Source organism: Weissella sagaensis (assembly GCF_010306265.1).
GTDB lineage: Bacteria > Bacillota > Bacilli > Lactobacillales > Lactobacillaceae > Weissella > Weissella sagaensis.
Genome location: NZ_BLKA01000002.1, coordinates 1 through 24,794 on the forward strand (window position 1 = coordinate 1; position 24,794 = coordinate 24,794).

The following is a 24,794-nucleotide window of genomic DNA, read 5'->3' on the forward strand; positions in this document are numbered from 1 at the left end:
ATGCCATTAATAGTATTGCAGGCACAGTTACTGAAGAAAGTGAAGCCTTACAAGCCGCACAAGAGACAGCGCAAAATGCCATTAATGCAGCAGCGGAAGCTGCCAAGAACGACATTAATAATAATGCGAGTCTGACAGCGGATGAAAAAGGTGATTTAATGGCAGCCGTTGATGAAGCTGCGAATACGGCGCAGGATCAAATTGCACAAGCGACAAGTCCAGACGAAGCAACTGAAGCAACACAAACTGGTAAAGATAATATTGCAACCGTGAGTGATGATGCTAAATTACAAGCAGCTAAAAATGATGCTATGAATGCAATTGATACTGCTGCCACAAACGCAATTGATGCAATTGAGGATAATACGAGTTTGACGACTGCACAAAAGGATGCATACAAAGAGCAAATCACTAATGCAGCAACAGATGCGAAGAATGACATCAATCAAGCAATGAGCGTTGCCGATGTTACGACAGCTGAGGATGCAGGTACAGCAAATATTAGTGCTGTGAGTGATACGGCTAAGTTACAAGCAGCCAAAAACGATGCTGTTTCTGTGGTTGATACCGCAGCAACAAACGCAATCGCTACGATTGAGAACAACACGAGTCTGACAGCTGGACAAAAGGATGCGTACAAAGCGCAAATCACTAATGCAGCAACAGATGCGAAGAATGCTATCAATCAAGCAACGAACGCTGCGGATGTTACGACAGCTGAGGATGCAGGCGCAGTAAATATTAGTGCCGTGAGTGATGCGGCTAAGTTACAAGCAGCCAAAAATGATGGGATCGCAAAGCTAGATGAAGCGAAGGACGCAACAATTGCACAAATTAAGCAATCAGGTTTGAGTACAGATCGACAAACTGCATTGATTAATGCTGTCAATGAAGCATATGATACAGCCGTTGATCAGGTAACGGCAGGCACAACGATTGTGCAAGTTAACCAAGATACGATGAATGGCGTTAATGCAATTAGTAACATTGCAGACACTGTTACTGAAGAGAGTGAAACTTTAAAAGCAGAACAAGAGGCTGCTAAGAATAAACTTAATCAAATAGCTCAGGCTGCTATTAAAGTGATTAAGCAAAATTCAAATTTAACAGATAAAGAAAAGCAAAGCTTTATCAATGAAATATTACAGATAGTTGCTAATTCTAATAACACTATTATTAATGCAATTTCTGCTCAAAAAGTTGTTATTGCTGAACAAAATGGTGAAATGGCTATTAATAATATCAGTGATGCTGCTAAATTACAAGCTACTAAAAATAAAGCTATTGCTAAAATTAATGATGTGAAAACAAGTGTCATTAATAAAATTAAAGATTCTGTGTTAAATATTAATAAGCAATCATCATTAATTAATATTGTTAATAAGATATATAATGATGTGCGTAATAACATTAATAATGGTGTAACTATTGAACAAGTTGTGAAAAATATGAATGACGGTATTAACAAAATTATTGCTATGTTAGATTTGTTGAATTCTGAATTTAGTCAAGTAAATGATGAGCAATGTGTAATAAATTATGAAGATTCTACTAAAAATAGTAATGACATGGTTAATAAGTTAGTACTTAATAATAGTGCATACAATCAAATTAATGATGGTAATAGTAAAGATAATAAGACTTTGAACTTACCAAATACAAATGTGTACTTTAATGATAAAACCAATTTCAATAGTCTTTTGGAAGAGTTATTAGGATTAATGGTTATGCTTTCATTAGGAGGAATTTTAAGAAAAAATAAGAATAAATCAGAGTAGGCGTATAAAAGTAATTGTTGATTAAAAATAAATGGGTATACCTTATATTTTTATAAAGGCACTGCAAAATACTTGTGAAAAAAGAGTTGAGAATCTGACGAATGTGTGAGATTCTCAACTCTTTTATTATATGAACATCAGGACTAATAAATGAATTTCTTAGTCATTGAGCAACTGCAACAATTATAATTTTGACGGGATATTATTTCTAATAATATATAAAAAATGAAATGATTATATAATTGAAAATGCTTATTTAAGTTAATGTATAAACATAAAGTGTAATATACTAAAATGTCATTTAAAGTTCTTTAATGTTTAATTAATGTAGAGTAATTACATTTATGGCTTAAATAGTACAAAAGTTAACTTTTCTGAAAATGGTATAAAATTATAAAATAGTCTAGTTAGAATTTTAAAAATCATAAATTTGATTCCTTAATAAGTGAAATACTTACTATTGTTATGTTAATAATTTTAGCAATATAAATGAATTAATAAAGAAGAGTAGGCATATTGTTATGGATAAATTAGGTAATGTAGAGCTTCTAGGTCAATTATTAGAAATGAATATTGATTATTATCAAAAAAATACACATAAAAAAATACAAGGGAATCTAATTAACCGCTCATCACGGTGTATTTATAATGTTTTGGATGTATGTGTAGATAAATCATACAATTTGGTACGAGATGCGAATAGTTTTTATTTAGTTATTAGTTTTGGCAATCAGGAATATCTTGTGATGCAGCCAGAATTATCTGCGCCACTGTATTCAAGCAGAAATTTAGCATTGTTTACACTTACGCCACAAGTAAAACCAGTTTTACAATTTGCTTATCAATTATTAAAAGATGAAATAGCGCCTGATTGGTCAATGTATTCATTTTATTTAGAAGATGCAATAATTTCAGAAGATAACCCATTAAAATTTAATGCAATTCAAGAAAAGCAAATGCATGATAATTTTGTTAAGTTAATAGATGCATTCAATGATCAAGATGAAGAAAAATTAATTTATTATTTAAAAACAGAATTACGAATGAAAAAATACGGTAACGTATTTGGCGAGAAAAACTACTTACGTGGTCAAAAAGATTCTTTAATTGGTTATGTATCAATACTAAATGAAGCTGCTATTCGGCATAATTTTCCTGCTGAAAATGCCTATTATATTTTTAATAGGATACTTGCGAAAATTGAAACGCAAGAAGTTGAGATTTCGTTCAATCTTTGGTTAGAGAATATTACTTTGTATTATTTTAATGAGATGAAAAGATATTTTGCCACTCATAATCTTTCTTTGGCTGAACGAATTGATATTTATATTCAAGAAAATATTAAGTCAAAATTGACCTTGAAGGAATTGAGTGATTATTTTGGTTATTCAGAAAGATATTTAAATAAGAAATTCAAAGAAAAATATGATATAACAATTAAACAATACGTGTTAAATCAAAAAGTTGAAGTTGCTAAAAAAATGATATCGACAACTAATTTCAACGTAAAATATATTGCAAACAACCTAAGTTTTAAAACAACGAGTCATTTTGTTAAAGTATTCAAATCATTGTTAGGTATGACGCCCAAAGAATATCGACAACAAATTTCAATATCAGAAAAACAGGACTGTTTAGAAGAGGAAAACACGTTAAATAGCGTACTTAAATAGAAAATTTGTATTTTTGAAATATCCCTCGAAAGTTACTGTAACTTTCGAGGTTTTCTTATGATAAAATTATTTGTTAGGAAAGTATATTAAAAAAGGACCGGATAAACTGATGGGGACGGTTGAAACGTATCGACAACTTGAATCGAATTTAGGTGATGATTGGCAATTATCACCTAGTAAACATAGTCGTGTAGGCATGTTAAAAGAAATTTTATCGTGGATTGGGCATCCTGAACGACGCCTGTCTGTTATTCATATTGTTGGTTCAAATGGTAAAGGATCAACGGGTGTGATGATTAGCAAAATTTTGATGACAGCTGGTTATCGTGTGGGTCACTTTTCAACGCCCGCAATTTTAACAGATTGTGAAGTGGTGACTATTAATGGTCAAATGATTAGCGAAAAAGAAGTGATGTATCACTACAAACGAATTATGGTTGAAATTAAAAACCATGGTGGTGATGAAAAGACATTGACTAAATTTGAAATGTGGACATTGATTGCTCTGTGCCATTTTGCAAAACAAGAGGTGCAATTTGCTGTTTTAGAGGCTGGTGTAGGGGGAACTGGTGACGCAACTAATGTTATCGATTCACCACTAGTTGTTGCAATTACAAAAATTTCTGATGATCACTCAGATTTTTTGGGGCATAATCTTTTGAAAATCGCTGAAAACGTTGCAGGTGCGATTAAACCAGGTAGTTTGATAGTTAATTATCCTGGTCAAGATATTAACGTGTTTAAAATATTACGTGATAAGGCAAATCAAGTAGAAGCTATTTGGAATCCGTATGACAAACCAAAGATTACATTAGTACGTTCTTCTCCTGAAGGACTTGTATTAAATGCTGATCAACTAGAAGGGCTAAAGTTGTCGTTAACAGGCGCATATCAGGCTAATAATTTGAGTACAGTTTTACAAATTGTAACCATTCTAAAAAATAAGCGTATTGCGTTATCTGATATCGCAGTTGCAGAAGCGTTAGCTCATGTTAAAATCACAGGACGGATGGAGTTTGATAGTAAACATAATATTTTGTATGATGCGGCACATAACCCACATGGTATTACAAGCTTAGTTGCTACAATTCGTTCTTGGCATCTACCATTTAAACCAACTGTTATTCTAGGGTTGGTTAAAGGTAAGAATACAGCAGAAATGTTAGATGAATTGTTACCATATGTTTCGACAATTATAGCAGTGACACCGGATTCGAAAAATGCTATGTCAGCTGACGAATTAGCTGCTAAAATTGTTTTAACTAGTGATGTGGATGTAGAGATTGCGGATGATTCAACTGCAGCTATTTCACTAGCACGTCAAGTTCGGGAGTCATCTAAAGCACTTATCGTGGTAACTGGATCAGTTTATACCTTACGTGCGATTGAAAAGGAAGGTATTTAATCATGGCACGTTTCATTATTGCTTCAAATAATACGCATAAAACCAATGAAATGATTAATTATCTAGCGGTATTAGGAATAGAGGGAGTTAATTATCGACAAGTAATTGATCAAATTGTATTCCCACCAGAAACAACAGATGATATGGCTAAAAATGCATTAGTGAAGGCCCAAACAGTTCATCAATTGTTACCAAATGAATATGTTTTAGCCGATGATTCAGCATTGTTTATTGCTGCTATCCCTGATCATTTTGGTGTGACAACAATGCGTGAATTTAAAGCCCATCAATTACATAGTGATGATGAAATTAATCAGTATGTGTTGGCACAGATGCCCGCAGCCGCTGCAAGAGATGCGTACTTATTAGCACATTTTGTGGTGATTTCACCTCAAAATAAGGTCTATACGTCACAAGGTAAAGGTGGTGTAAAACTAGTAACAAAACCACGTGGTAATCGCAATGGATTAGATGAGCTACTAGAGACTGAAAATGGACAGACACTTGCAGAAATTGATATGCCTGAGCGTGTAAAATATGCGCATCGGGGCCGTGCTGCAATAGAAATGAAAAACCAACTGCAACAAGCTGGCGAATTAAAAAAAAGAAAGTAAAGAAGAGGACTAAATGGCATGACACTCACTGCAGATAACATTACAACGTTATTAGCTGATCAAGATTTATTAATATCAGCACCTGAATTTGATGGTGAAATAAAACATTTAGCCTATAATTCAAAAGAAGTTGTGCCCGGCACGCTATTATTCATTAAAGGTAATTTTAAACCTGAATATTTAGATGCTGCGATTAAGGATGGGGCTATAGCAATTGTTGCACCGCAAAATTTTAAAGGGACGACCGACTTACCAACTTGGATAAGTGATGATGTGCCCGCAGCAATGAGTATTGTGGCAATGGCTTATTATGGCTATCCACAAAATGATTTAGCATTAATTGGGATTACAGGGACTAAAGGCAAGACATCAACAGCTTATATGGCATATGAAATTTTACGTGCTTACACAAATGATAAAGTGGCTTTATCATCAACATTACAAGTTATTACGGGGAATGAGCCGAAGTTTCATTATCGTGCCCATCTAACAACACCAGAATCACTTGATTTATTCCGTTGGATGCGCGAAGCCGTTGATAACGGTATGACTCATATGGTAATGGAAGTGTCTTCACAAGCCTTTAAGATGCGTCGTGTCTATGGATTACGTTATAATGTGGGTATCTTTTTAAATATTAGTCCTGATCATATTGGTGAAAACGAGCATCCAACATTTGCAGATTATTTAGCTCATAAAATGATGTTATTTGATCATTCCGAACAAATTGTATTGAATGCTGACAGTGACTATTTTGGTACCTTAATTGAACATGCGGCATTAAATGTTCCACGTGATGGTATTTGGCTATATGGAAAAGAAGATGCTGACTCACCAAAGGCTGATGCCTATTTCGAAGCAACCGATACAAACTTACATGGTAGCGTCTTTAATGTGCGTGAAGTTGGTCAACAAGCGCAACATCTACATATTAATGGGGAATATACACTTGATATGCCGGGTGATTTCAATCAAAGTAATGCATTAGCTGCAATGATTGCAACGCGTTTAGTTGGCGCTGATGCACCAGCAATGGTCGAAGGACTAAAAATTGTCAAAGTACCTGGCCGCATGCAAGTATTAAATACAAAGTCACACGGAACCGTTTATGTTGACTATGCCCATAATTATGCGTCAATTGCAGCATTATTGCAGTTTGTTCGTCAAAATGAATCTGTCAATAAATTAACAGTTGTTGTAGGTGCACCAGGAAATAAAGGGGTATCACGTCGCCCAGGCATTGGTAAAGCTGTTAGTGAAGGAGCAGATATTGTTTATCTAACCAGTGATGACCCACAATATGAAGATCCTGATAAAATTGCTGATGAAATTCAAACAGCCATTACGAATCCAGATGTGACAATTTATCGAGAATTAGATCGGACAGTTGCTATTACAGAGGCAATAAAAAACGCTGGACCGGCCGATGTAGTCGTTTTAGCTGCTAAAGGGTTAGACGAATATCAAAAGGTTAATGGGGTTGATACATCATATGAAAATGATTGGGCTGTTGCACAAAGAATAGATTCTGAGTTAGAGTTCTAGTTTTTAGATGTAAAATTTGTTATAATTTATAGAATTGTCATAAAAATGACTAATTAAATTGTTAATGAAATAAAAAATGACCTCAGTTGTTAAAGTAAAGGGGATAGTAGCATGGCTAAAGATCCAGTAGAAAATACATCAGAATTTGATTTAGGCGATTTAGTTGCCGGAAAAAAATTCGCAAATTTTGAACATGACTTTAAAGGAATTGTTGAAAAAATTTATGAGCATTCATTATTAGTAGTGATTACTGAAAATAATCCTGAGGATGATGCAACAGTTAATGAATATAATCATCGTGCTGTTTTGCGTATGTCAGATACAAAAATTTTGGTAAAAACTGATAATCCTGCACCGCGTCCTGAAAAAGAAGAGGATGAAGATGCAGATAAGAATGATGCTAAAGGAGACAAAGCATAATGGATTACAAGAGTCACATTGCACAAAAAATTGCTGCAGTTGTTCCTGAATTGGATGATGCGACAATTCTTTCAAAAATTGAAGTACCTAAGGATGCTAGCATGGGTGACTATGCTTTCCCCGCATTTTTATTAGCAAAGTCACGCCGAATGGCACCACAACAAATTGCTAATGACATTGTGTCTGATATTGATACTGAGAGCTTTAAAGATGTGAAGGCTGTTGGTCCTTATGTTAACTTTTTCTTGGATCAAGCCCAATTTGGGGCTGAGACTCTAGCTGACGTATTACGTAATACTGAATATGGTCATAATACAGATGGTGAAGCTGGTCATATTACAATTGATATGTCATCACCTAATATTGCTAAGCCAATGTCAATGGGCCACTTACGTTCAACCGTTATTGGAAATTCATTAGCAGAAATTTCTAAGGCAAATGGTTATCAACCAATCAAAATTAACCACTTAGGTGATTGGGGAACACAATTTGGAAAACTAATGTCTGCTTACAAGCGTTGGGGATCTGAAGAAGAAGTGAAGGCTGATCCAATTAATACATTAGTAAAATACTATGTTCGTTTCCACAAAGAGGCTGAAACACAACCTGAATTAAATGATGAAGGTCGTGCTTGGTTTAAGAAACTTGAAGATGGTGATGAAGAAGCGCATCAATTATGGTCATGGTTCCGTGAAGAATCATTGAAAGAATTTATGGAATTATACGATGACTTAGATATTGATTTTGATTCATTTAATGGTGAAGCTTTTTACAACGACAAGATGGATGCAGTTATTCAAACACTTAAGGACAAGAACCTATTGGTTGAGTCTCAGGGTGCACAAGTTGTTGATTTGAGTGATGAAGACTTAAATGTTGCCATGATTCAACGTACTGATGGTGCAACATTGTACATGACTCGTGATTTGGCGGCTGCAATTTTCCGTAAGAATAATTATAATTTTGTGAAGTCATTATACGTTGTGGGTGGTGAGCAGCGTGAACACTTTAAGCAAATGAAGGCTGTTTTGAAGAAAATGGATTATGATTGGTCTGATGACATTGAACATATTCCATTTGGTATGATTACTGTTGATGGCAAGAAACTATCAACACGATCAGGACGAATCATCTTGTTGAAGGATGTTTTGGCAGATTCAGTTAAGTTAGCTACGGCACAAATTAACGAAAAGAATCCAGAATTAGCAAATAAAGAAGAAGTTGCCCATGAGGTTGGAACTGGAGCGGTAGTATTCCATGACTTGATGAACGAACGTTTGGGTGATTTTGACTTTAAGCTTGAGGAAGTAGTTCGTTTCGAAGGCGATACTGGTCCATATGTGCAATATACCAATGCACGTGCCCAATCAATTTTGCGCAAGGCTGGTAATCCAGAATTAGATTTGACTAACTTAGTTATTAACGATGATAATGTTTGGGAAACTGAAAAATTAGTTGCAAACTTTGGTGATATTGTTCGTCGCGCTTGGCGTGATCGCGAACCATCAGTTATTGCAAAGTATGCACTAAACTTATCACGTACGTTTAACAAGTACTATGCTAATTCGAAGATTTTAGTTGAGGATGATCAACTAAATGCACGTTTGGCATTAGTATCAGCAGTATCATATATTTTGACAGAATCACTACGCTTATTAGGTGTTAAAGCACCAAAAGAGATGTAAAATTGATTTGACTTGGGCTGAGACAATATTGTCTAGGCCCTTTTTTTAGTATATATAGTAAAATTTAAGCTAAATAGTCGAATATGTTAAAATAAAGCAGGTGAAACTACTTTCGTGGTAGGAACTAAATTGTAAAGAGGAATGAAACATGGCTTTAAAAAAACAAGAACGCCAAATGATGATTCTTGAAATTTTGGCGCATGACGTGATTGATTCTCAAGAAGAGATTTTGCATCGCTTACAGGAGGCAGGAATTGCAGTAACGCAAGCAACTGTGTCTCGTGACATTAAAGAGTTACGGATTGTGCGACAACCAGATGCCAAGGGGCAATCACGTTATCAAGTTATGCCTGATCAAATGACAATGTATGCACATGAAGGCAATAAAATAACACAAGGATTTGCTGATATGGCTAGTTCCGTTGTACCAATTGAATTTATGATTGTCGTGAAAACAACGCAAGGCAATGGTAATCGATTGGCCGCAATGATTGATGATGCTGATATTTCAGAAGTTGTGGGCACGTTAGCCGGACATAATACGATTTATGTGACAACCACCTCAGCTAGTGTTGCAATTGATATTGCGGGACAATTTAATAAGTGGATGCAATAATATGAAAGATATTTTAAAAAGATTAAAAGAATGGTGGCAACAAAAAACAGCCCCAGTTACTGAGTGGTTAAAACATTTTTTTGCACCATTTATTCGATGGCATAAACGTTTTTGCCAACCATTTTATGCATGGATTAGTCGGACATTTGGTCCTTTTTGGCATCGATTTCAAGTTAATCGTTGGTTGATTACTTTATTTTTAACACTCTTTCTCGTTGTGAGTGTTTTGGGAACATTTGAGGCGAAGACAACAGATGTTACTGATTTAAAAAAACAATTACAATCAACAACGGAAATTTATGATAATGCTGGTAACAAAGCAGGTAGTTTATCTGGTCAAAAAGGGACTTATGTTAAGTTTCGTGATATTTCTCCTCATGCAGTGAATGCGGTTATTGCAACTGAAGATCGTCATTTTTATCGTGAACATGGTTTTTCAATTAAAGGCATGACCCGTGGTGTATTGACAACAATCTGGTATCGCATTCGCGGTAGTCATGTGTCAGTTGGTGGTTCAACTTTAACGCAGCAATTAGTAAAAAATGCGTATTTGAGTCAAGACCAAACCATTATTCGTAAAGCGCGCGAACTATTCTTATCAATTGAAGTTGAAAAGGAATATTCAAAACATGAAATTTTGGCGATGTATTTAAATAATGCTTACTTTGGTCACGGTGTGTGGGGTATTCAAGATGCTTCTAAAAAATATTTTGGTGTTGATGCTGCTGACCTATCAGTTTCACAGGGAGCGATGTTGATTGGTATGTTACAATCGCCAAATGGCTATGATCCGTTAACGTATCAAGATGCTGCCAAAAATCGTCGTGATCAAGTGCTGCAAAACTTGGTTGCAACCAAGTATTTGACGCAAGCACAAGCTGATTATAATGCAGATTTACCAGTTAATGCAGTGGACCATGAGGTAGACAATTCAAATTATAACTATCCTTATTACTTTGATTCAGTTATTAATGAAGCAATCAATACTTATCATTTAAAAGAACAAGATATTTTAAATAATGGTTATAAGATTTATACGACACTAAATCAAGATGATCAAGCAAACCTACAAGCTGATTATGAAAATCCTAATTTAAATCCAATTGGGGATGGTTCCCAAGCAGCATCGATTGTAATGGATGCTAAAACAGGTGGTGTTCGCGCAATTATTGGTGGTCGGGGTGAACATGTCTTTAGAGGATTTAACCGTGCAACACAATCACGCCGTTCACCAGGATCAACAATTAAACCAATTGTTGACTATGGACCATCATTATCACGTGGTTTTTCATATGATTCTGATTTAAAGAATAGTACGATGAGTTTTGGTACAAATGGTTATTCACCATCTAACTATGGTGATTATACTAGTGATAAAATTCCAATGTACCAAGCATTAGAAAATTCATACAATATACCAGCAGTTTGGTTACTTGATCAAATGGGTGTATCAGTAGGTTATGATGCTGCTAAAAAAGCCGGATTGCCGTTGACAAAATCTGATAAAAACTTAGCTTTGGCAATTGGTGGTTTGAAGAAGGGTGTGACACCACTTGAGATGACGCAGGCCTACACTAGTTTTGCAAACGATGGTCAAATGAGTAAGAGTCATTTTATTACTAAAATTGTTGATGCTTCCGGCAAAACGATTGTGCAAGCAAAGCAAAAGCATACGCGTCTATGGTCAAGAAAAGTTGCTAATGAAATGACATCGATGATGTTAGGGGTTTATACCCATGGTACTGGTGCTAGTGCTGATCCAGCTGGTTATGATGTGGCTGGTAAGACAGGAACGACTGAAGTTTCAGGAACAGATTCAACCAGTGACAATGCGACTGATTCGTGGGCAATTGCTTATACACCAGATGTCGTCGTAACAACTTGGTCAGGGTATGATGAGACAGATGCCAGTCATACGATTTCCGCATATTTGTCACAAACCTCAGGGCCGTTAATGAAAACAACACTTGAGCAAGTAATTCCTAATACAGAACAAACAAAGTTTAAAACAAAAAGTGTGCGCAGCAAAATGGCTGCAACTCAAGATAATGAGTCTACTTCTCAAAATGGTTTTAAAGATAACATTAATGGTATTGGTGATGAAATTAAACAAGGTGCCTCATCAACTTGGAATAACGTTAAAGATGGTGCTCAAAAGGCTTGGTCAGGTATTCAATCATTATTACCAGAGTTTTAAAAAAATAGTAATTATGAGATAATGAATATATTACAAAAGATGGGAAAAGGATACTTATGATAAATATTTACGATAATGTCAATGCCGTTGCTGATGATTTACGAGAAACAGCACAATACAAGACGCTTCGTGACGCAATTGCTGCAGTTGATGGGGAACCTGAAGCAAAAGAAGTCTTTTCACGTTTCCAACATGCACAAGGACAAATTAACCAAGCAGTTCAAGCTGGTACAGAACCTGATGAAAGTCAAGTTACAGAATGGCAAGAAATTGCAAATGAAATGGAAAAATTTGATTCATTAAAGCAAATGCTTGCAGCTGAAAAAGGATTGAACCAATTGTTGATGGAAATTAACAATATTATTACAAAGCCAATTGCAGAATTGTATGGTCAAAACTAAGTATAAAATTCTTAGTTTTACTAATGAGTGGGACAATGTTGTCTCACTCTTTTTTTTGTAGCGAATCTCAAATATAATAAGGATAAAAGCAAATAAAGGAGATCGATGACATGAAGTTTATTCATGCTGGTGACTTACACCTTGGTAATCCATTCGGTGGTTTATCAATTACGCCAAGCTGGTTAAAAGAAAAATTACAATCCGCCACGCAAGTTGCAGTTCATCGTTTAGTGGATGACGCAATTGTAGCAGCTGTAGACTTTGTGGTCTTAGCAGGTGATTCCTTTAATACAACAACCCCAGATGCACGAGCACAACTAGATTTGGTAAATGAATTACAACGGCTAGCTGACGCAAAAATTCAGGTTTATATTATTTTTGGTAATCATGATTATGTTAATAATTGGCAGCAATTACCAACGTTTCCTGAAAATGTCACTTTATTTCCTGCTGAAGTGACAACACACCATTTACAAACCGCAAACCACAAAACAGTCGCTATCAGTGGCTTTTCATATACGCAACGGCATATAATGACTGACCAAGTTGAACAGTTTCCAATGAAAAATACAAGCGTTGATTGGCATATTGGTTTATATCATGGTGCATTAGGCGAAACTGGTGTTGGTGATTATGCGCCGTTTAGTTTACAAGCCTTGCAACAAAAACATTATGATTATTGGGCGCTCGGCCATATTCATGTGCGTGAAACGCTACAAGAACAACCATTCATTGGTTATTCCGGTAGTATTCAAGGACTAGATAAAACGGAAACGGGTCCTAAAGGTTATTACATGGTAGAAAGTCATTCACAACAATTGGTGCCAACCTTTACACCAGTTGCACCAATTACGTGGGTTACAGAAAAAGTACAAACTGATCGTGATTTAAATATGGTTGTACAACAGGTACGTGAGCAGTTTATTCATAAAGAGGAATTTGAATTAATCTCGTTGCAGATTGAGACAGATCAAACGACTGTTTTATCAGCTATTACGAATCAACAATTATTAGCGCAGTTTGTCGCAGCCGCACAACCAAATGATATGTTCTTTATTTATGAAATAACAGGACAACCAAAACAAAAAATAGCGGGCTTACCAGCAGTTGCTGATCAATACTGGTCAGCAACAGTGGCAAGTGTTTTTAATTTAGAGCAATTGCAAAAATTAGGTTTAAAACAAGTAACAGATGGTGATGTGTTAGATTATTTTTTGGATCCAGCAACACTAACGGAACTTGAATCAGCTGTTCAAACCCAATTACAAGTATCGCAGATAGGGGATGAAGGTTATGTGGATTAAACAAGCACATATTGTTGGATTTGGGCAATTTAGCCAGCAAACCTTTAATTTTGTGCAAGGATTACAAATTGTGCAAGGATTAAATGAAGCTGGAAAAACCACATTACATCAATTCTTATTTGATATGATTTTTGGGTTTCCTCAGGCTAAAGGGCGTAAAATCAACACGTATGAACCATTAGATAAAGGTCCTTATGGTGGACGTATTCAATTTGAAGTAGATAATCAATTATATGAATTAGAACGATTAGGGCGCACGCAAACAACGACGACATTAACTGCAGTTGCTACGGGACAAGTTTTTGCAGATCCAGAGGCAATGTTGACTAAGTTATTGGGGCCTGTTGATCGTGAACTATATTTAGCAATTTTTAGTTTTGATCAGGAAGCGTTAATGGCTATCTTTTCGTTAAAACCAGATGATTTTGCTGCTTATTTACGTACCTTGGCTACCCCAGGTGCACAAGATTGGTTAGATGTCGCAAATCAATGGGAAAAGAATGCAACAACCAAATTTGGGACTACCAAAACAGCTCATCGTGAAATTAATCAATCTTTAGCACAATTAAAACTACTACGGCAACAACTACAAGTTACGATTAGCCAACAGCCTTCATTGGATAAGCTACAAACAAATGCACAATCATTAACCCAGCGTCTGCAAAGCTTGCAACAATGGCAAACGCAAATTCAAAGTCAGATGACGCATCAACAAGCTCAAATGCATTTATTACCAGTTTATCAACGATGGCATAAAATTAAGCAGCAAGTACAAGCAGCAGGCAAACCCTTAGACTTAACAGTTGCTGATGAAGCTGAACGTGTACGGCAACAATTGACATCATTAGACGATATGATGGTGACGACAGCTATCACAAAGCAACAAGTTGAGAGCGCTAGTGATGCCATTGATAAATTAGAAGAACTTGACCAAAAGCAAGCCGATTTAACGAAGCAACAGGCGGCCGCAATGCAGGCACAACAAGATGTTTTAACAAAGTATCACTGGCAGCAACTACCACCATTATTAACAGATGAACAAAAAGCAAAACTGAATGGTCAATCAGTTAAGACTGAATCTGCTGATAATAAAAGTTTATTAATTGCTGCTATAATTGGTGTTGTTTTATTAATGATGACATTACTAATCAATCATGTTGTCATTGGTTTTTTCATGTTGATAATTTGCTTGGTGATTGGTTGGTGGTTCGGACAAAATAAAAACAACCCAACAACTCATGCGCAACCAAATAATGTCTTACCAAGTGTCTATCAACAAATGACTGTTGCAGATATTATGACAGCACAACATGATATTAAAAAAGTAAATGATTTATTACTAGCAACGAACCAAACCTTTCAAGACCAACAAGCAATGTTATCGGAATTAGTTGATGTGAAGGTGTCATTAAATTGGTTAGGTGAAGGGTTATCAGCAAAAGAATATCGCAGTCGTTTAATGGCAGTACATGTGCAACAAGAGACGATGGGACAACAGCAATTACAGCGTAAAAATTTGCAGCAAACCCTGCAAACGTTATATCAAAAATTAGGTGTGAAGGATGAAAGTGCATTACGCCAACGACGTGATGCACAACGCCAAGTGAATGATTTGCATCGTGAAGCTGAAATGTTAGAAGAGCAATTACAAGGGGCTGATATGCACGAATTAGCAGCACAGGATGCTGTTAAGAATCAGCCACAATCTACATCAGAAAATCAAGAAATATTACAACGTATTCAGCGTGAAAAAGCGCAAGTCAATCAACAATTAGCTGAGATTAATGTACAATTACAAAATTTACGGACGGATACGTCAATTGAAAATCAACAACAAATGGTGGCTAATCAAGTGACAATGGTAAATCAACAGTTAAAACAATATTTTGTTGATCGACTAGGAAGTGAATGGATTCGCCAAGCATTAAACGCAGCCATTATTGACCGACTCCCTAATTTGTTACAACAAGCCAGTGTTTTATTTGCACGTTTGACAAATAATCACTATCAGTCAGTGCAACAAACAAAAACTTTATTAAAGGTTGTTCGTAATGATCGTAAGGTGTTAGGGGTTAATCAATTATCAAAAGGGACAGCTTCGCAATTATACGTTGCCTTACGACTGGCATTTGTGTTAAATGTTGCTAGCACGCTTCAATTACCCTTATTAATTGACGATGCATTCGTAGACTTTGATGATCAGCGCCGTGATGCAATGATGACAGTGTTATCAGAGTTAGGAACAGATGACCAACAAATCTTTTATTTTACTGGCCGTCAGGTTCCAGGTAATAATATTATTACATTAGCGCGGTCATAATAGGAGGGATATTTTGACAAAAACATTAAAAGAATACCAATTAAATGAACGTGTCGATACATTTGCGTTATTAAAATCAGTTGAAGTAAGGATGACGCAACAAGGCAAGCGCTATATGGCTTTGCAGTTGGCGGATCGTTCAATGACAATTAAAGGCATGAAATGGGATGCAACGGAAGATGAAGTATCTAAATTAAAAGCAGGGCAAGTGGTTTATATTCAAGCAGTTCGACAAGCTTATCAAGAAAAACCGCAATTAAAAGTGTTGGCAATCCGATTGACACAAGTTGGTGAGCCACAAGATGCAGCCGATTTTATCGTGGCAGCACCAATGAAAAAGCAAGAAATGGCAGATGAAGTATCAGCCATTATTTTTCAAATTACAAACGCCAATTGGCAACGTATTGTCCGTCATATTTTAAGAAAGTATCAGGATGCTTTTTTACAATTTCCGGCAGCAAAAGCTAATCATCATGCTTTTGCAGGCGGACTAGCATACCATACATTATCAATTGTGCATTTAGCGCAAGCAATTGTTAAGCAATACGAACAAGTGAATGCCAGTTTATTATATGCAGCCGCTTTGTTACATGACTTGGGGAAGGTAATTGAATTATCAGGACCTGTTGCTACGCAATATACGACAGCGGGGAGTTTAATTGGTCATATCGTGTTAGTTGATGAAGAAATTGTTTTAGCAGCAACTGAATTAAAGATTGATTTACACAATGAAGATATGTTAGTTTTACGACATACTGTATTAGCACATCATGGTTTGTTAGAATATGGTTCGCCAGTTCAACCAATGATTAAAGAAGCGAATATTTTACATCAATTAGATGAATTGGATGCTGGTATGCAGGCATTTGATAATGCACTTGAACAAACTAAGCCTGGTGAATTTTCACCCCGTCAATGGGCATTAGATAATCGTAGTGTATATAAACCAGAAAGTGCTAGTTTCAATAGCGAAACAGAAAAGTAAATCATTTTCGTGATAACGTTTGCAAAATGTAATTTTTTTACATAAAATTAGTAGTGAAGCAATTACAAAATATTTAAAGATGTGAGAGGATATATTAATGGATTACCTAATCGGAGTGGACTTAGGAACAACGTCTACTAAAGTAGTCTTATTTGATACTAAGGGGCATGTTGTCGCTAGTGCAAATAAAGGATACAAGTTATACCGTGATGCACCAGATATGGCTGAAGAAGATTTAGATGAAATTTGGGAAGCTTTTACTGATGCAATGGCACAAGTTACACGGGTTGCTAAGGATGGTAAGATTTTAGGTGTATCATTTAGTTCAGCAATGCACTCTTTGATTGCCTTTGATAAAGATTGGCAGCCATTAACACGTGTTATTACTTGGGCTGATGCACGTGCCGTTAAATATACAGAAGAATTAAAAGCAAATGGTGTTGGCCAAGAAATTTACAGTAAAACAGGAACACCTATTCATCCAATGGCACCTTTGTCAAAGTTACTTTGGTTGAAGTCTGAGCATGCTGATATTTACAATAAAGCAGCGCACTACCTAGGTATTAAGGAGTACTTGTTTAACCGTTTGTTTGGTGCAAACCGCATGGATTATTCAATTGCTTCAGGTACTGGTTTGTTTAATATTTTTGACCTAGAGTGGGACAAGCAAGCTTTGTCAGTTACCGGTGTTACCAAAGAACAGTTGCCAGAACCAGTAGATCCATATACGATTGAAACAGGTATGAATAAGGCATATGCAGCCGAGATGGGCTTGGATGTTGAGACACCATTTATTTATGGTGCTGGGGATGGTCCATTGTCAAACTTAGGGGTTAATGCTATCCAAAAGGGAGTTGCTGCTGTCACGATTGGTACATCAGGTGCTATTCGTGTTGTAACTGATGCCCCTAAGATTGATCCTAAAGGACGTACATTTACGTACGCACTTGATAAGGATCACTGGGTAGTTGGTGGTCCTGTTAACAACGGGGGGGATGTCTTCCGTTGGGCACGAGACAACATGTTTGACTCAGAAAAATCAACAGCTGAACTACTAGGTATTGATTCATATGATCTATTAACAGAAATCGCATCTAAGATTCCCGCTGGTGCAGATGGCCTATTGTTCCATCCTTATCTAGGTGGTGAACGTGCACCAATTTGGGATGCTAATGCACGTGGCTCATTCTTTGGTTTGACACATAATCATACTCGTGCACATATGGTTCGTGCTGTCCTTGAAGGTATCATCTTTAACATCTATATGGTATCACTTGCACTAGAAGAAGTTGTCGGTGATTTGACCGCTATTCAAGCAACGGGTGGCTTTGCTCGTTCACCACTATGGCGTCAAATGGCTGCGGATATCTTTGAACAACCGGTTACTGTGCCAAAAGCATTTGAATCAGGAGCACTAGCTGCAACTGTTATGGCACAAAAGGCATTGGGACTTGTTGATAACTTAGAAGTTATTGGTGATATGGTTGGTGAAGCAAATACATACCAACCAAATCCAGACAATTATGAAGCATATCGTGAATTGAGCCCAATTTTTATTCGTTTATCACGACAATTGCAAACAGAGTATTCAGCAATTGCCGATTACCAACGTAAGCATATTAAGAAATAGCATCAATTTTTAAATTAAAAAGACAATAACAGCTCATGAGGCTGGTCGCTATAGATCAGTTTCATGAGCTTTTTAGTTGCAATATTATAGTAAAAATTATTTGTCATAAAAAAATGACCATGATATTGTATAACTAGTTAAATAAGGGAGTAGGTATTAATTAATGAGACAACAGTTACCTGAAAGTATTAAATCAGTATGGCGTTTGCAAGCGTCGTTGAATTTATTAATTGAAATAATTGTTATAGTGGGCATGGTATGTGGTTTTTATTTTTTAAAATGGCCAATGTGGATAGTAGCAATTATTGCCATGATAGGGATTATTTTTTCAGTTGGTGAATTTATTTTGATTCCGTATCGTTATCAATTTTGGCGTTATCAAATTTCAGATCATGATGTTGAAATGACAACTGGTTTTTTCATCAAAAAGACGACAGCTGTACCAATTTTACGAATTCAGGATGTTACCTTATCTGCGGGACCATTATTGCAATTTAAAAAATTACAGTCTGTAAAGATTCATACAGCAGCGGCGGTTCATGAAATTGGTGGTGTTGATCGACAGACAGCAACCAAATTAAAAACAAAAATTATGGACCTTGCAAAAGAGGAGGATGTTTATGAAAGCTAAGCCGAAACATTTACATCCAGCAGCAATTATTGTTTTTTTAACGCAAGTTGTCAAAGATTGGTGGATATTGTTGGTGTTGGCTATTGCGAATCGCTTATGGTGGTGGCTTTTGTTAGCTGTTTGTATAGTATTAGTCATTGAAATCCTACGCTATGTGACATTTACTTATGCCATTGATGAACATGAAATTGTGATTAAGCGTGGTTTAATTAATAAAAAGCAAACACATTTAACTTATCCTAAAATTCAGACGTTTCAAACGAAGCAGTGGTTTTTTATGAAACCATTAGGGTTAGTCAATTTAAAAGTGGCATCTTCGGCGCAAGCTGATAAACAAGCTGAGGTTAATTTACCAGTTATTAGCATGCGTGAGGTTAAACAACTAGAAAAGTTGAAACAAAATGCCACAAGTAATGAAAATAGTTCTGAAAAAATACTTGATATTGATAAAGTCGAGCAACACGAGCAAATTAGTCAGCGCTATCAAATTAAATGGCGTGATTTGAATTTATATGCCTTAACATCTTTTAGTATTGTGCCTATTTTATTAGGATTAGGATTTATTTATAATCGACTAGACGATATGCTACCAGATGGGGTTATGGATGGCATGATTAAAAATTTTAGTCAACAAACTGAGCAAGTCATCTTTTGGGATATTATCATCCTGATAGTATTAGCCGCGTTTGCTTCATATTGTTTTATCGTGCAACGATACTATCATTTTAAAACAACAACGTACGATGAACAATTAACGATGCAAAAAGGTTTTTTTCAAACAGATAAAGTGACGGTGCGTTTAAATCGGATTCAAAGTGTTGTTTTTGAACAATCTTGGTTACGCCATTTACTACATTTAACAACAATCCAGGCATTAGTTGCTGCTAATGCCTCTGATAATGAACAAAGTGGTAATGTGGTCGTTATCCCAGTTGTGCAAAATAAGGCATCTCATAAAATTGCACACCGCTTCGTTAAATGGTTATCTGTAGAAAATATTAAGCCAACAGAATGGTTACAAGCAAGTCGGCGTGGTAAATGGGCAATCATCCGTAATATTGAGTTGCCAGCATTAGTGATTAGTATTGGTATCTGTATTTTTTGGTGGCCGTATGGTGTAGGTTCTTTCATCCTATTACCACTAGCCTGGTCTTTAGGGAGCTATGCTGGGCGCACAACTGGGGTAGGTATTTTGCATCAAGATATGTTACGAATTCAAATTGGTCATTTTTTTGGCAAAAAGACCTATTATCTGCCAAAGAAAAATATCCAATCATGCCAAATTAAGCAAAGTATTTTTATGCAACGGACTACTTTAGCTCATTTAATTATTAGTGTGCGTAATGGCAATGTTGAAACGGCACTTAAAATTCGCTATTTACCACGACAAGATGCTCACAAAATTTATAGCTGGTTTGCAGAATAGGTCGGTTAAAAGGGCTTGTAGTCAGGAAATGTTATAATAGCTTAATACAGATGATTTATAAGGAATAGATGGGTAAACGATAACAAAATTATTGTGACGCTGGGGTAAAAAGGGGGAGAATTGATGGTTTGGATTATTATTATCGTCATTATTGTCTTATTAATTGGTTGGTTGATTGCAATTTACAACAATTTAATTAAGTTACGAGAAAATGTACACAATGCAATGGGACAGATTGCAGCACAGGTAGAAAGTCGTTGGGATGCTATTACCAATTTAATGCAGGCAACGCAAAAGTACCAATCATATGAACAAGAAACATTAGAAAAAATTGTAAATGCACGAACAAGTGTAACTGATCGAGCATCAGTTGCGGATATTGATGATGATCAACAACAGTTTGCCAGTGTGTTAGGAGTTGTGAATGCATTGGCTGAACAATATCCGGACTTAAAAGCGAGTGGTGTGTATCAACAAACAATGACGGCGGTGGATGAATTTGAAAATAAGGTGCGCCTTTCACGGATGGTTTATAACGATACTGTGACCAAACTTAATCGCGCGGTTCAAATTTTCCCCAACTTTTTAATTGCTGGACCAATGGGATTCACGAAGGAAACTTACTTTAAGAACACTGATGGAAAGCAGGAAATGCCACAATGGGATCCAAAAAATTAAAAAAGTATAGTTTGTTGACCGCTGTCTTGTCGTTGATTATATTTTGTTTAGCATTTATACCAAAAGTATCTGCCGATCAAACTGTTAATAACATGACTATTAACGTTGCTTTGGATGATCAAGGGGCGGCAACTTTTACTGAAAAGTGGTCTGTGACAGCTGATGAAGGTAGCGAAATATATAAGACGATTAAATTAGTAGGCCCACAAAGGTTGTCTGATTATCAAGTTAGTATGGATGGCCGGGCGTTTAAGCGGGCAAATACATGGGATACAGATGCCACGAGAGAACAAAAAGCATACCGTTATGGTCAAAATGGTCATGAATTGAATTGGGGAATTACCAAATACGGGACCCATCACTATACGATTAAATATAGAATCACTAATTTTGTTGAACAAACTAAAACAGAACAGATGATTGCCTGGCAGTTTTTAAATGAGGATGTCGCCATTTCACCAGATCATATTGAAGTAACGCTTAGTGATCCTAAGCATCCATTATCGGTCGATAAAGGTTATGGTATTTGGGCATTTGGGTTTGCAGGCCAGACTGCCTTTCGTAATGGTCAGGCGACAATGAAAAGTACGGCGACAACGACGGAAGACGATTTTGTGAAAATGATTGTGCAAATCCCCAAAAATACGTATCAGACAGCCTACAAAACATCGCGTAGTTTTGATTCTTATATGAAAGAAGCTTTTAAAGGAAGTGATTATGATTACCATGATTACAAAAACGGCGAGACCATTAATAATGATAAGGGTACCAGAATTGCTTATATCGTAATAGCGGTTATCGGTATTGGTTTCTTTGGAATCGTATTTTGCGTGTTTAATAGGTATCGCTCATATCGTAAGTACTACCCAAAGATGACGACACTACAAAAGCAGACCAAACAAGAATATTATCGTGAAATACCAACAAATAATATTTATAACACGTATATTTTCTTTAATTCACTGTTACCATCGACAACAGTGCTCGATAATTTCCTAACGGTGGCATTGTTACAATTGCTTAAGGATGGTCAAATTGTCATGCAGGATGAACCGAATAAACGTGGTAAAGAACGTGTACAATTTGTATTAACGGAGCATCCTGTGGCAGATGATGCACCGACGCCAATTAAAAAGTTTTATCAAATGATGGTCGAAGCAGCTACTGATGGTGTGGTGACGCAGAAATCCTTAGCAAAGCATTTGAATTACAGTAGTAAACGTCATGTTCAACTAACGAAAGCGTACACGAATTATAGCCGTGAGTATGCTGAAAGTCATAATTTAATTTATGAAAAGGAAACAAAGCGTACGAAAACTGGTGATAAAAAACGAGATCGTGCTAATCAGATGGCTTCTTGGCTAGTTGGTTTTCAAAAGAAACCAGCTGGGGAAGAGGTTGAAAAAAATTTAGCACGACTAAAGAATTACCTACAGGAATTTACTTTGTTAGCTGAACGAACACCCCAAGAAGTTGGCTTGTGGGATGAATTGATGATTGCAGCTGCAGCCTTTGGCATTTTAGAGGAAGTAGCGGATCAATTGGCACAAGTTTACCCTAATTATCAACAAGATAGTGTTTATTATTATGGTTCAATGCATCCATTTATGATGATTAACCATTTTAGTCATACAGTCGCAACACAGACACGTTCATCCGGTGGTGGTGGCTCAACCAGTGCCGGTGGTGGCGGTAGTTTTGGAGGCGGATCTGGTGGTGGTGGTTTCCGTTAGCCCTACTAAATGTGAAGAAAAAATGACCATTTTATGAAATAATTGGTCATTTTTATTTTGCTAGTTGTGTTTGGTTCGTGAAAAGGTGTACAATAATCTGGTTGAGTAATCGCTTACAAATTTCATGTTGGCGAAAATTTTTGATTGTAGAGGTTAGTATATATGTTTACCATGCTAACAGGATTGACGACTGACAAAGCGACTGGCCTATATCAATGGTTAATGAATGGTTTTAATATTTGGCCATTTTTGATTTTGGTATTAGGAATTGCCGTTTTGCTATTCTTCATCCTGAAATTGAACGTTAATACGTTCGTAGCATTAATTATTACGTCAATTTTAGTTGCACTTGGCTTGGGAATGAACCCCGCCGGTATTGCAGATGCCTTAAAAGACGGTATCGGCGGTACAATGGGTGAACTGATTATTGTCTTTGGTTTTGGATCAATGATTGGTCGTTTGGTGTCTGATTCTGGTGGATCATACCGAATTGCAACGACTTTAATTGAAAAATTTGGTAAGAAACGTTTGCAGTGGGCTGTTGCTGGTGCATCGTTTATTATTGGAATTTCATTGTTGTTTGAAGTTGGTCTAGTTGTTTTGATTCCGATTGTGTTTACGATTGCTCTTGAGGCAGGCGTACCATTGCTTTATCTAGGTATTCCAATGGCTGCAGCTTTGTCAGCTGCCCAAGGATTTTTGCCACCACAGCCATCGCCAACAGCTGTTACCAACATTTTAGGTGCTAATATTGGTATCGTCTTGATGTATGGTATTGTTGTTGCGGTTGTCGCAATGCTAGTAGCAGGACCATTGTTTACACGCTTTATTCAAAAGGTTGAGCCAAAAGCATTTAAAATCACTAAGAAACTAGATGCAATTGGTGAAGTAAAAAGCTTTAAACTAGAAGAGACACCATCATTTGGGATGGCAATTTTAACATCATTGATGCCTGTATTTTTCATGCTTATTTCAACGATTTATACATTAACCATCAATGGTGGTAAGCAAGTATATTCTGGTAAAATTGGGGATGATGCATGGCAAGCTATGACACATGCTGCTCAAAGTGGTTATATAGCCGACCCATCAACGCTTGATAGAATTGTGGCAATGTTTGGTAATCCAGTTATTGCTATGGTTATTGCAATGGCCTTTGCAATTTGGTCAATGGGACCAAAGCAAGGTCGTACCATGGGTGAAGTTGGTGATTCAATGGGGAATGCCCTAAAGTCAATTGCTAACTTATTGATGGTTATTGCCGGTGGGGCTGCGTTTAAAGGAATCTTAACTGCAGGTGGTATTTCTGATGCTATCGCAGCTGCCTTTTCACACACATCACTTTCGCCAATTATCTTTGCTTGGTTGATTGCTTTGATTTTGCGTGTTTCAGTTGGATCAGCAACGGTTGCTGGTTTGACAACAGCAGGAATTGTCGCACCATTAGTTGCTAGTCAAACAGCTGTTAATCCAGCCTTTGTTGTTTTGGCAATTGGTGCTGGTTCAGTTGGTATCTCACACGTTAACGATGCTGGTTTTTGGATGTTTAAGGAATTCTTTGACTTAGATGTACCACAAACTTTGAAAATTTGGACGGTATTAGAAACCTTAATTTCAGTTGTTGGATTAATTGTTATTCTAATTTTGTCAGCTATTTTTTCATAGTCATGCGAAAATAAATTGTTAATAATAAAACGCCATCAGGTTTTTAACCTTAATGGCGTTTTTTAATATACTGTCATCAATAAAATTT

Annotated in this window: 19 protein-coding genes; all 19 read left to right on the forward strand. The window is 36.4% G+C overall.

The features are described from left to right. Positions 1–1,778 (forward strand): DUF1542 domain-containing protein (locus G7Y65_RS02685; RefSeq protein ID WP_165314530.1); only part of this gene is annotated, 1,778 nt, incomplete at its 5' end. Between the two features lie 521 nt (positions 1,779–2,299). Then, the gene (locus tag G7Y65_RS02690) at positions 2,300–3,451 is read left to right on the forward strand and encodes an AraC family transcriptional regulator (RefSeq protein WP_165314531.1); all 1,152 of its coding nucleotides are present in this window, start codon (positions 2,300–2,302) and stop codon (positions 3,449–3,451) included. 109 nt (positions 3,452–3,560) lie between these two features. Then, positions 3,561–4,856, forward strand: coding sequence for a bifunctional folylpolyglutamate synthase/dihydrofolate synthase (locus G7Y65_RS02695; RefSeq protein ID WP_165314532.1), 1,296 nt, complete (start codon positions 3,561–3,563; stop codon positions 4,854–4,856). A gap of 2 nt (positions 4,857–4,858) precedes the next feature. Continuing rightward, a complete protein-coding gene (locus tag G7Y65_RS02700; protein ID WP_240006069.1) occupies positions 4,859–5,470 on the forward strand; it encodes a non-canonical purine NTP pyrophosphatase in 612 nt (203 codons plus the stop codon). A gap of 18 nt (positions 5,471–5,488) precedes the next feature. Then, entirely contained in the window at positions 5,489–7,015 is a 1,527-nt protein-coding gene (locus tag G7Y65_RS02705; RefSeq protein WP_165314533.1) for a UDP-N-acetylmuramoyl-L-alanyl-D-glutamate--2,6-diaminopimelate ligase, read from the forward strand. Between the two features lie 111 nt (positions 7,016–7,126). Beyond that, complete coding sequence (locus G7Y65_RS02710) at positions 7,127–7,435, forward strand: hypothetical protein (RefSeq protein ID WP_042494287.1); 309 nt, start codon at positions 7,127–7,129, stop codon at positions 7,433–7,435. Then, positions 7,435–9,120 (forward strand): arginine--tRNA ligase, encoded by a 1,686-nt coding sequence (gene argS / locus G7Y65_RS02715; RefSeq protein WP_165314534.1) that lies wholly within the window; start codon positions 7,435–7,437, stop codon positions 9,118–9,120. The genes G7Y65_RS02710 and argS overlap by 1 nt, the downstream gene beginning before the upstream one ends. Positions 9,121–9,268: 148 nt before the next feature. Further along, positions 9,269–9,736 (forward strand): arginine repressor, encoded by a 468-nt coding sequence (locus G7Y65_RS02720; protein WP_165314535.1) that lies wholly within the window; start codon positions 9,269–9,271, stop codon positions 9,734–9,736. Between the two features lies 1 nt (position 9,737). Further along, positions 9,738–11,933 carry a transglycosylase domain-containing protein gene (locus G7Y65_RS02725; RefSeq protein ID WP_052348455.1) on the forward strand — a complete coding sequence of 732 codons (2,196 nt, stop codon included), beginning with the start codon at positions 9,738–9,740 and terminating at the stop codon, positions 11,931–11,933. A 56-nt stretch (positions 11,934–11,989) separates the two neighbouring features. Next, positions 11,990–12,334: a YlbF family regulator gene (locus G7Y65_RS02730; protein WP_042494292.1), complete on the forward strand. Its 345-nt coding sequence runs from the start codon at positions 11,990–11,992 to the stop codon at positions 12,332–12,334. A gap of 110 nt (positions 12,335–12,444) precedes the next feature. After that, the gene (locus G7Y65_RS02735; protein WP_165314536.1) at positions 12,445–13,638 is read left to right on the forward strand and encodes a metallophosphoesterase family protein; all 1,194 of its coding nucleotides are present in this window, start codon (positions 12,445–12,447) and stop codon (positions 13,636–13,638) included. Further along, a complete protein-coding gene (locus tag G7Y65_RS02740; RefSeq protein ID WP_165314537.1) occupies positions 13,628–15,958 on the forward strand; it encodes an ATP-binding protein in 2,331 nt (776 codons plus the stop codon). Before G7Y65_RS02735 ends, G7Y65_RS02740 begins: the two co-directional genes overlap by 11 nt. Before the next feature lie 13 nt (positions 15,959–15,971). Beyond that, complete coding sequence (locus tag G7Y65_RS02745) at positions 15,972–16,943, forward strand: 3'-5' exoribonuclease YhaM family protein (protein ID WP_165314538.1); 972 nt, start codon at positions 15,972–15,974, stop codon at positions 16,941–16,943. A gap of 97 nt (positions 16,944–17,040) precedes the next feature. Then, positions 17,041–18,573, forward strand: coding sequence for a gluconokinase (gene gntK, locus G7Y65_RS02750; protein ID WP_042494299.1), 1,533 nt, complete (start codon positions 17,041–17,043; stop codon positions 18,571–18,573). Positions 18,574–18,736: 163 nt separating this feature from the next. Further along, a complete protein-coding gene (locus G7Y65_RS02755; RefSeq protein WP_165314539.1) occupies positions 18,737–19,204 on the forward strand; it encodes a PH domain-containing protein in 468 nt (155 codons plus the stop codon). Beyond that, positions 19,194–20,630, forward strand: a complete 1,437-nt coding sequence (locus tag G7Y65_RS02760) for a PH domain-containing protein (protein ID WP_165314540.1) — start codon at positions 19,194–19,196, stop codon at positions 20,628–20,630. Before G7Y65_RS02755 ends, G7Y65_RS02760 begins: the two co-directional genes overlap by 11 nt. Positions 20,631–20,753: 123 nt before the next feature. After that, positions 20,754–21,308: a LemA family protein gene (locus G7Y65_RS02765; RefSeq protein WP_042494305.1), complete on the forward strand. Its 555-nt coding sequence runs from the start codon at positions 20,754–20,756 to the stop codon at positions 21,306–21,308. Continuing rightward, positions 21,290–23,041, forward strand: coding sequence for a DUF2207 family protein (locus tag G7Y65_RS02770; protein ID WP_165314541.1), 1,752 nt, complete (start codon positions 21,290–21,292; stop codon positions 23,039–23,041). The genes G7Y65_RS02765 and G7Y65_RS02770 overlap by 19 nt, the downstream gene beginning before the upstream one ends. 162 nt (positions 23,042–23,203) lie before the next feature. Then, complete coding sequence (locus tag G7Y65_RS02775) at positions 23,204–24,706, forward strand: gluconate:H+ symporter (protein ID WP_042494311.1); 1,503 nt, start codon at positions 23,204–23,206, stop codon at positions 24,704–24,706. Positions 24,707–24,794: the final 88 nt, after the last annotated feature.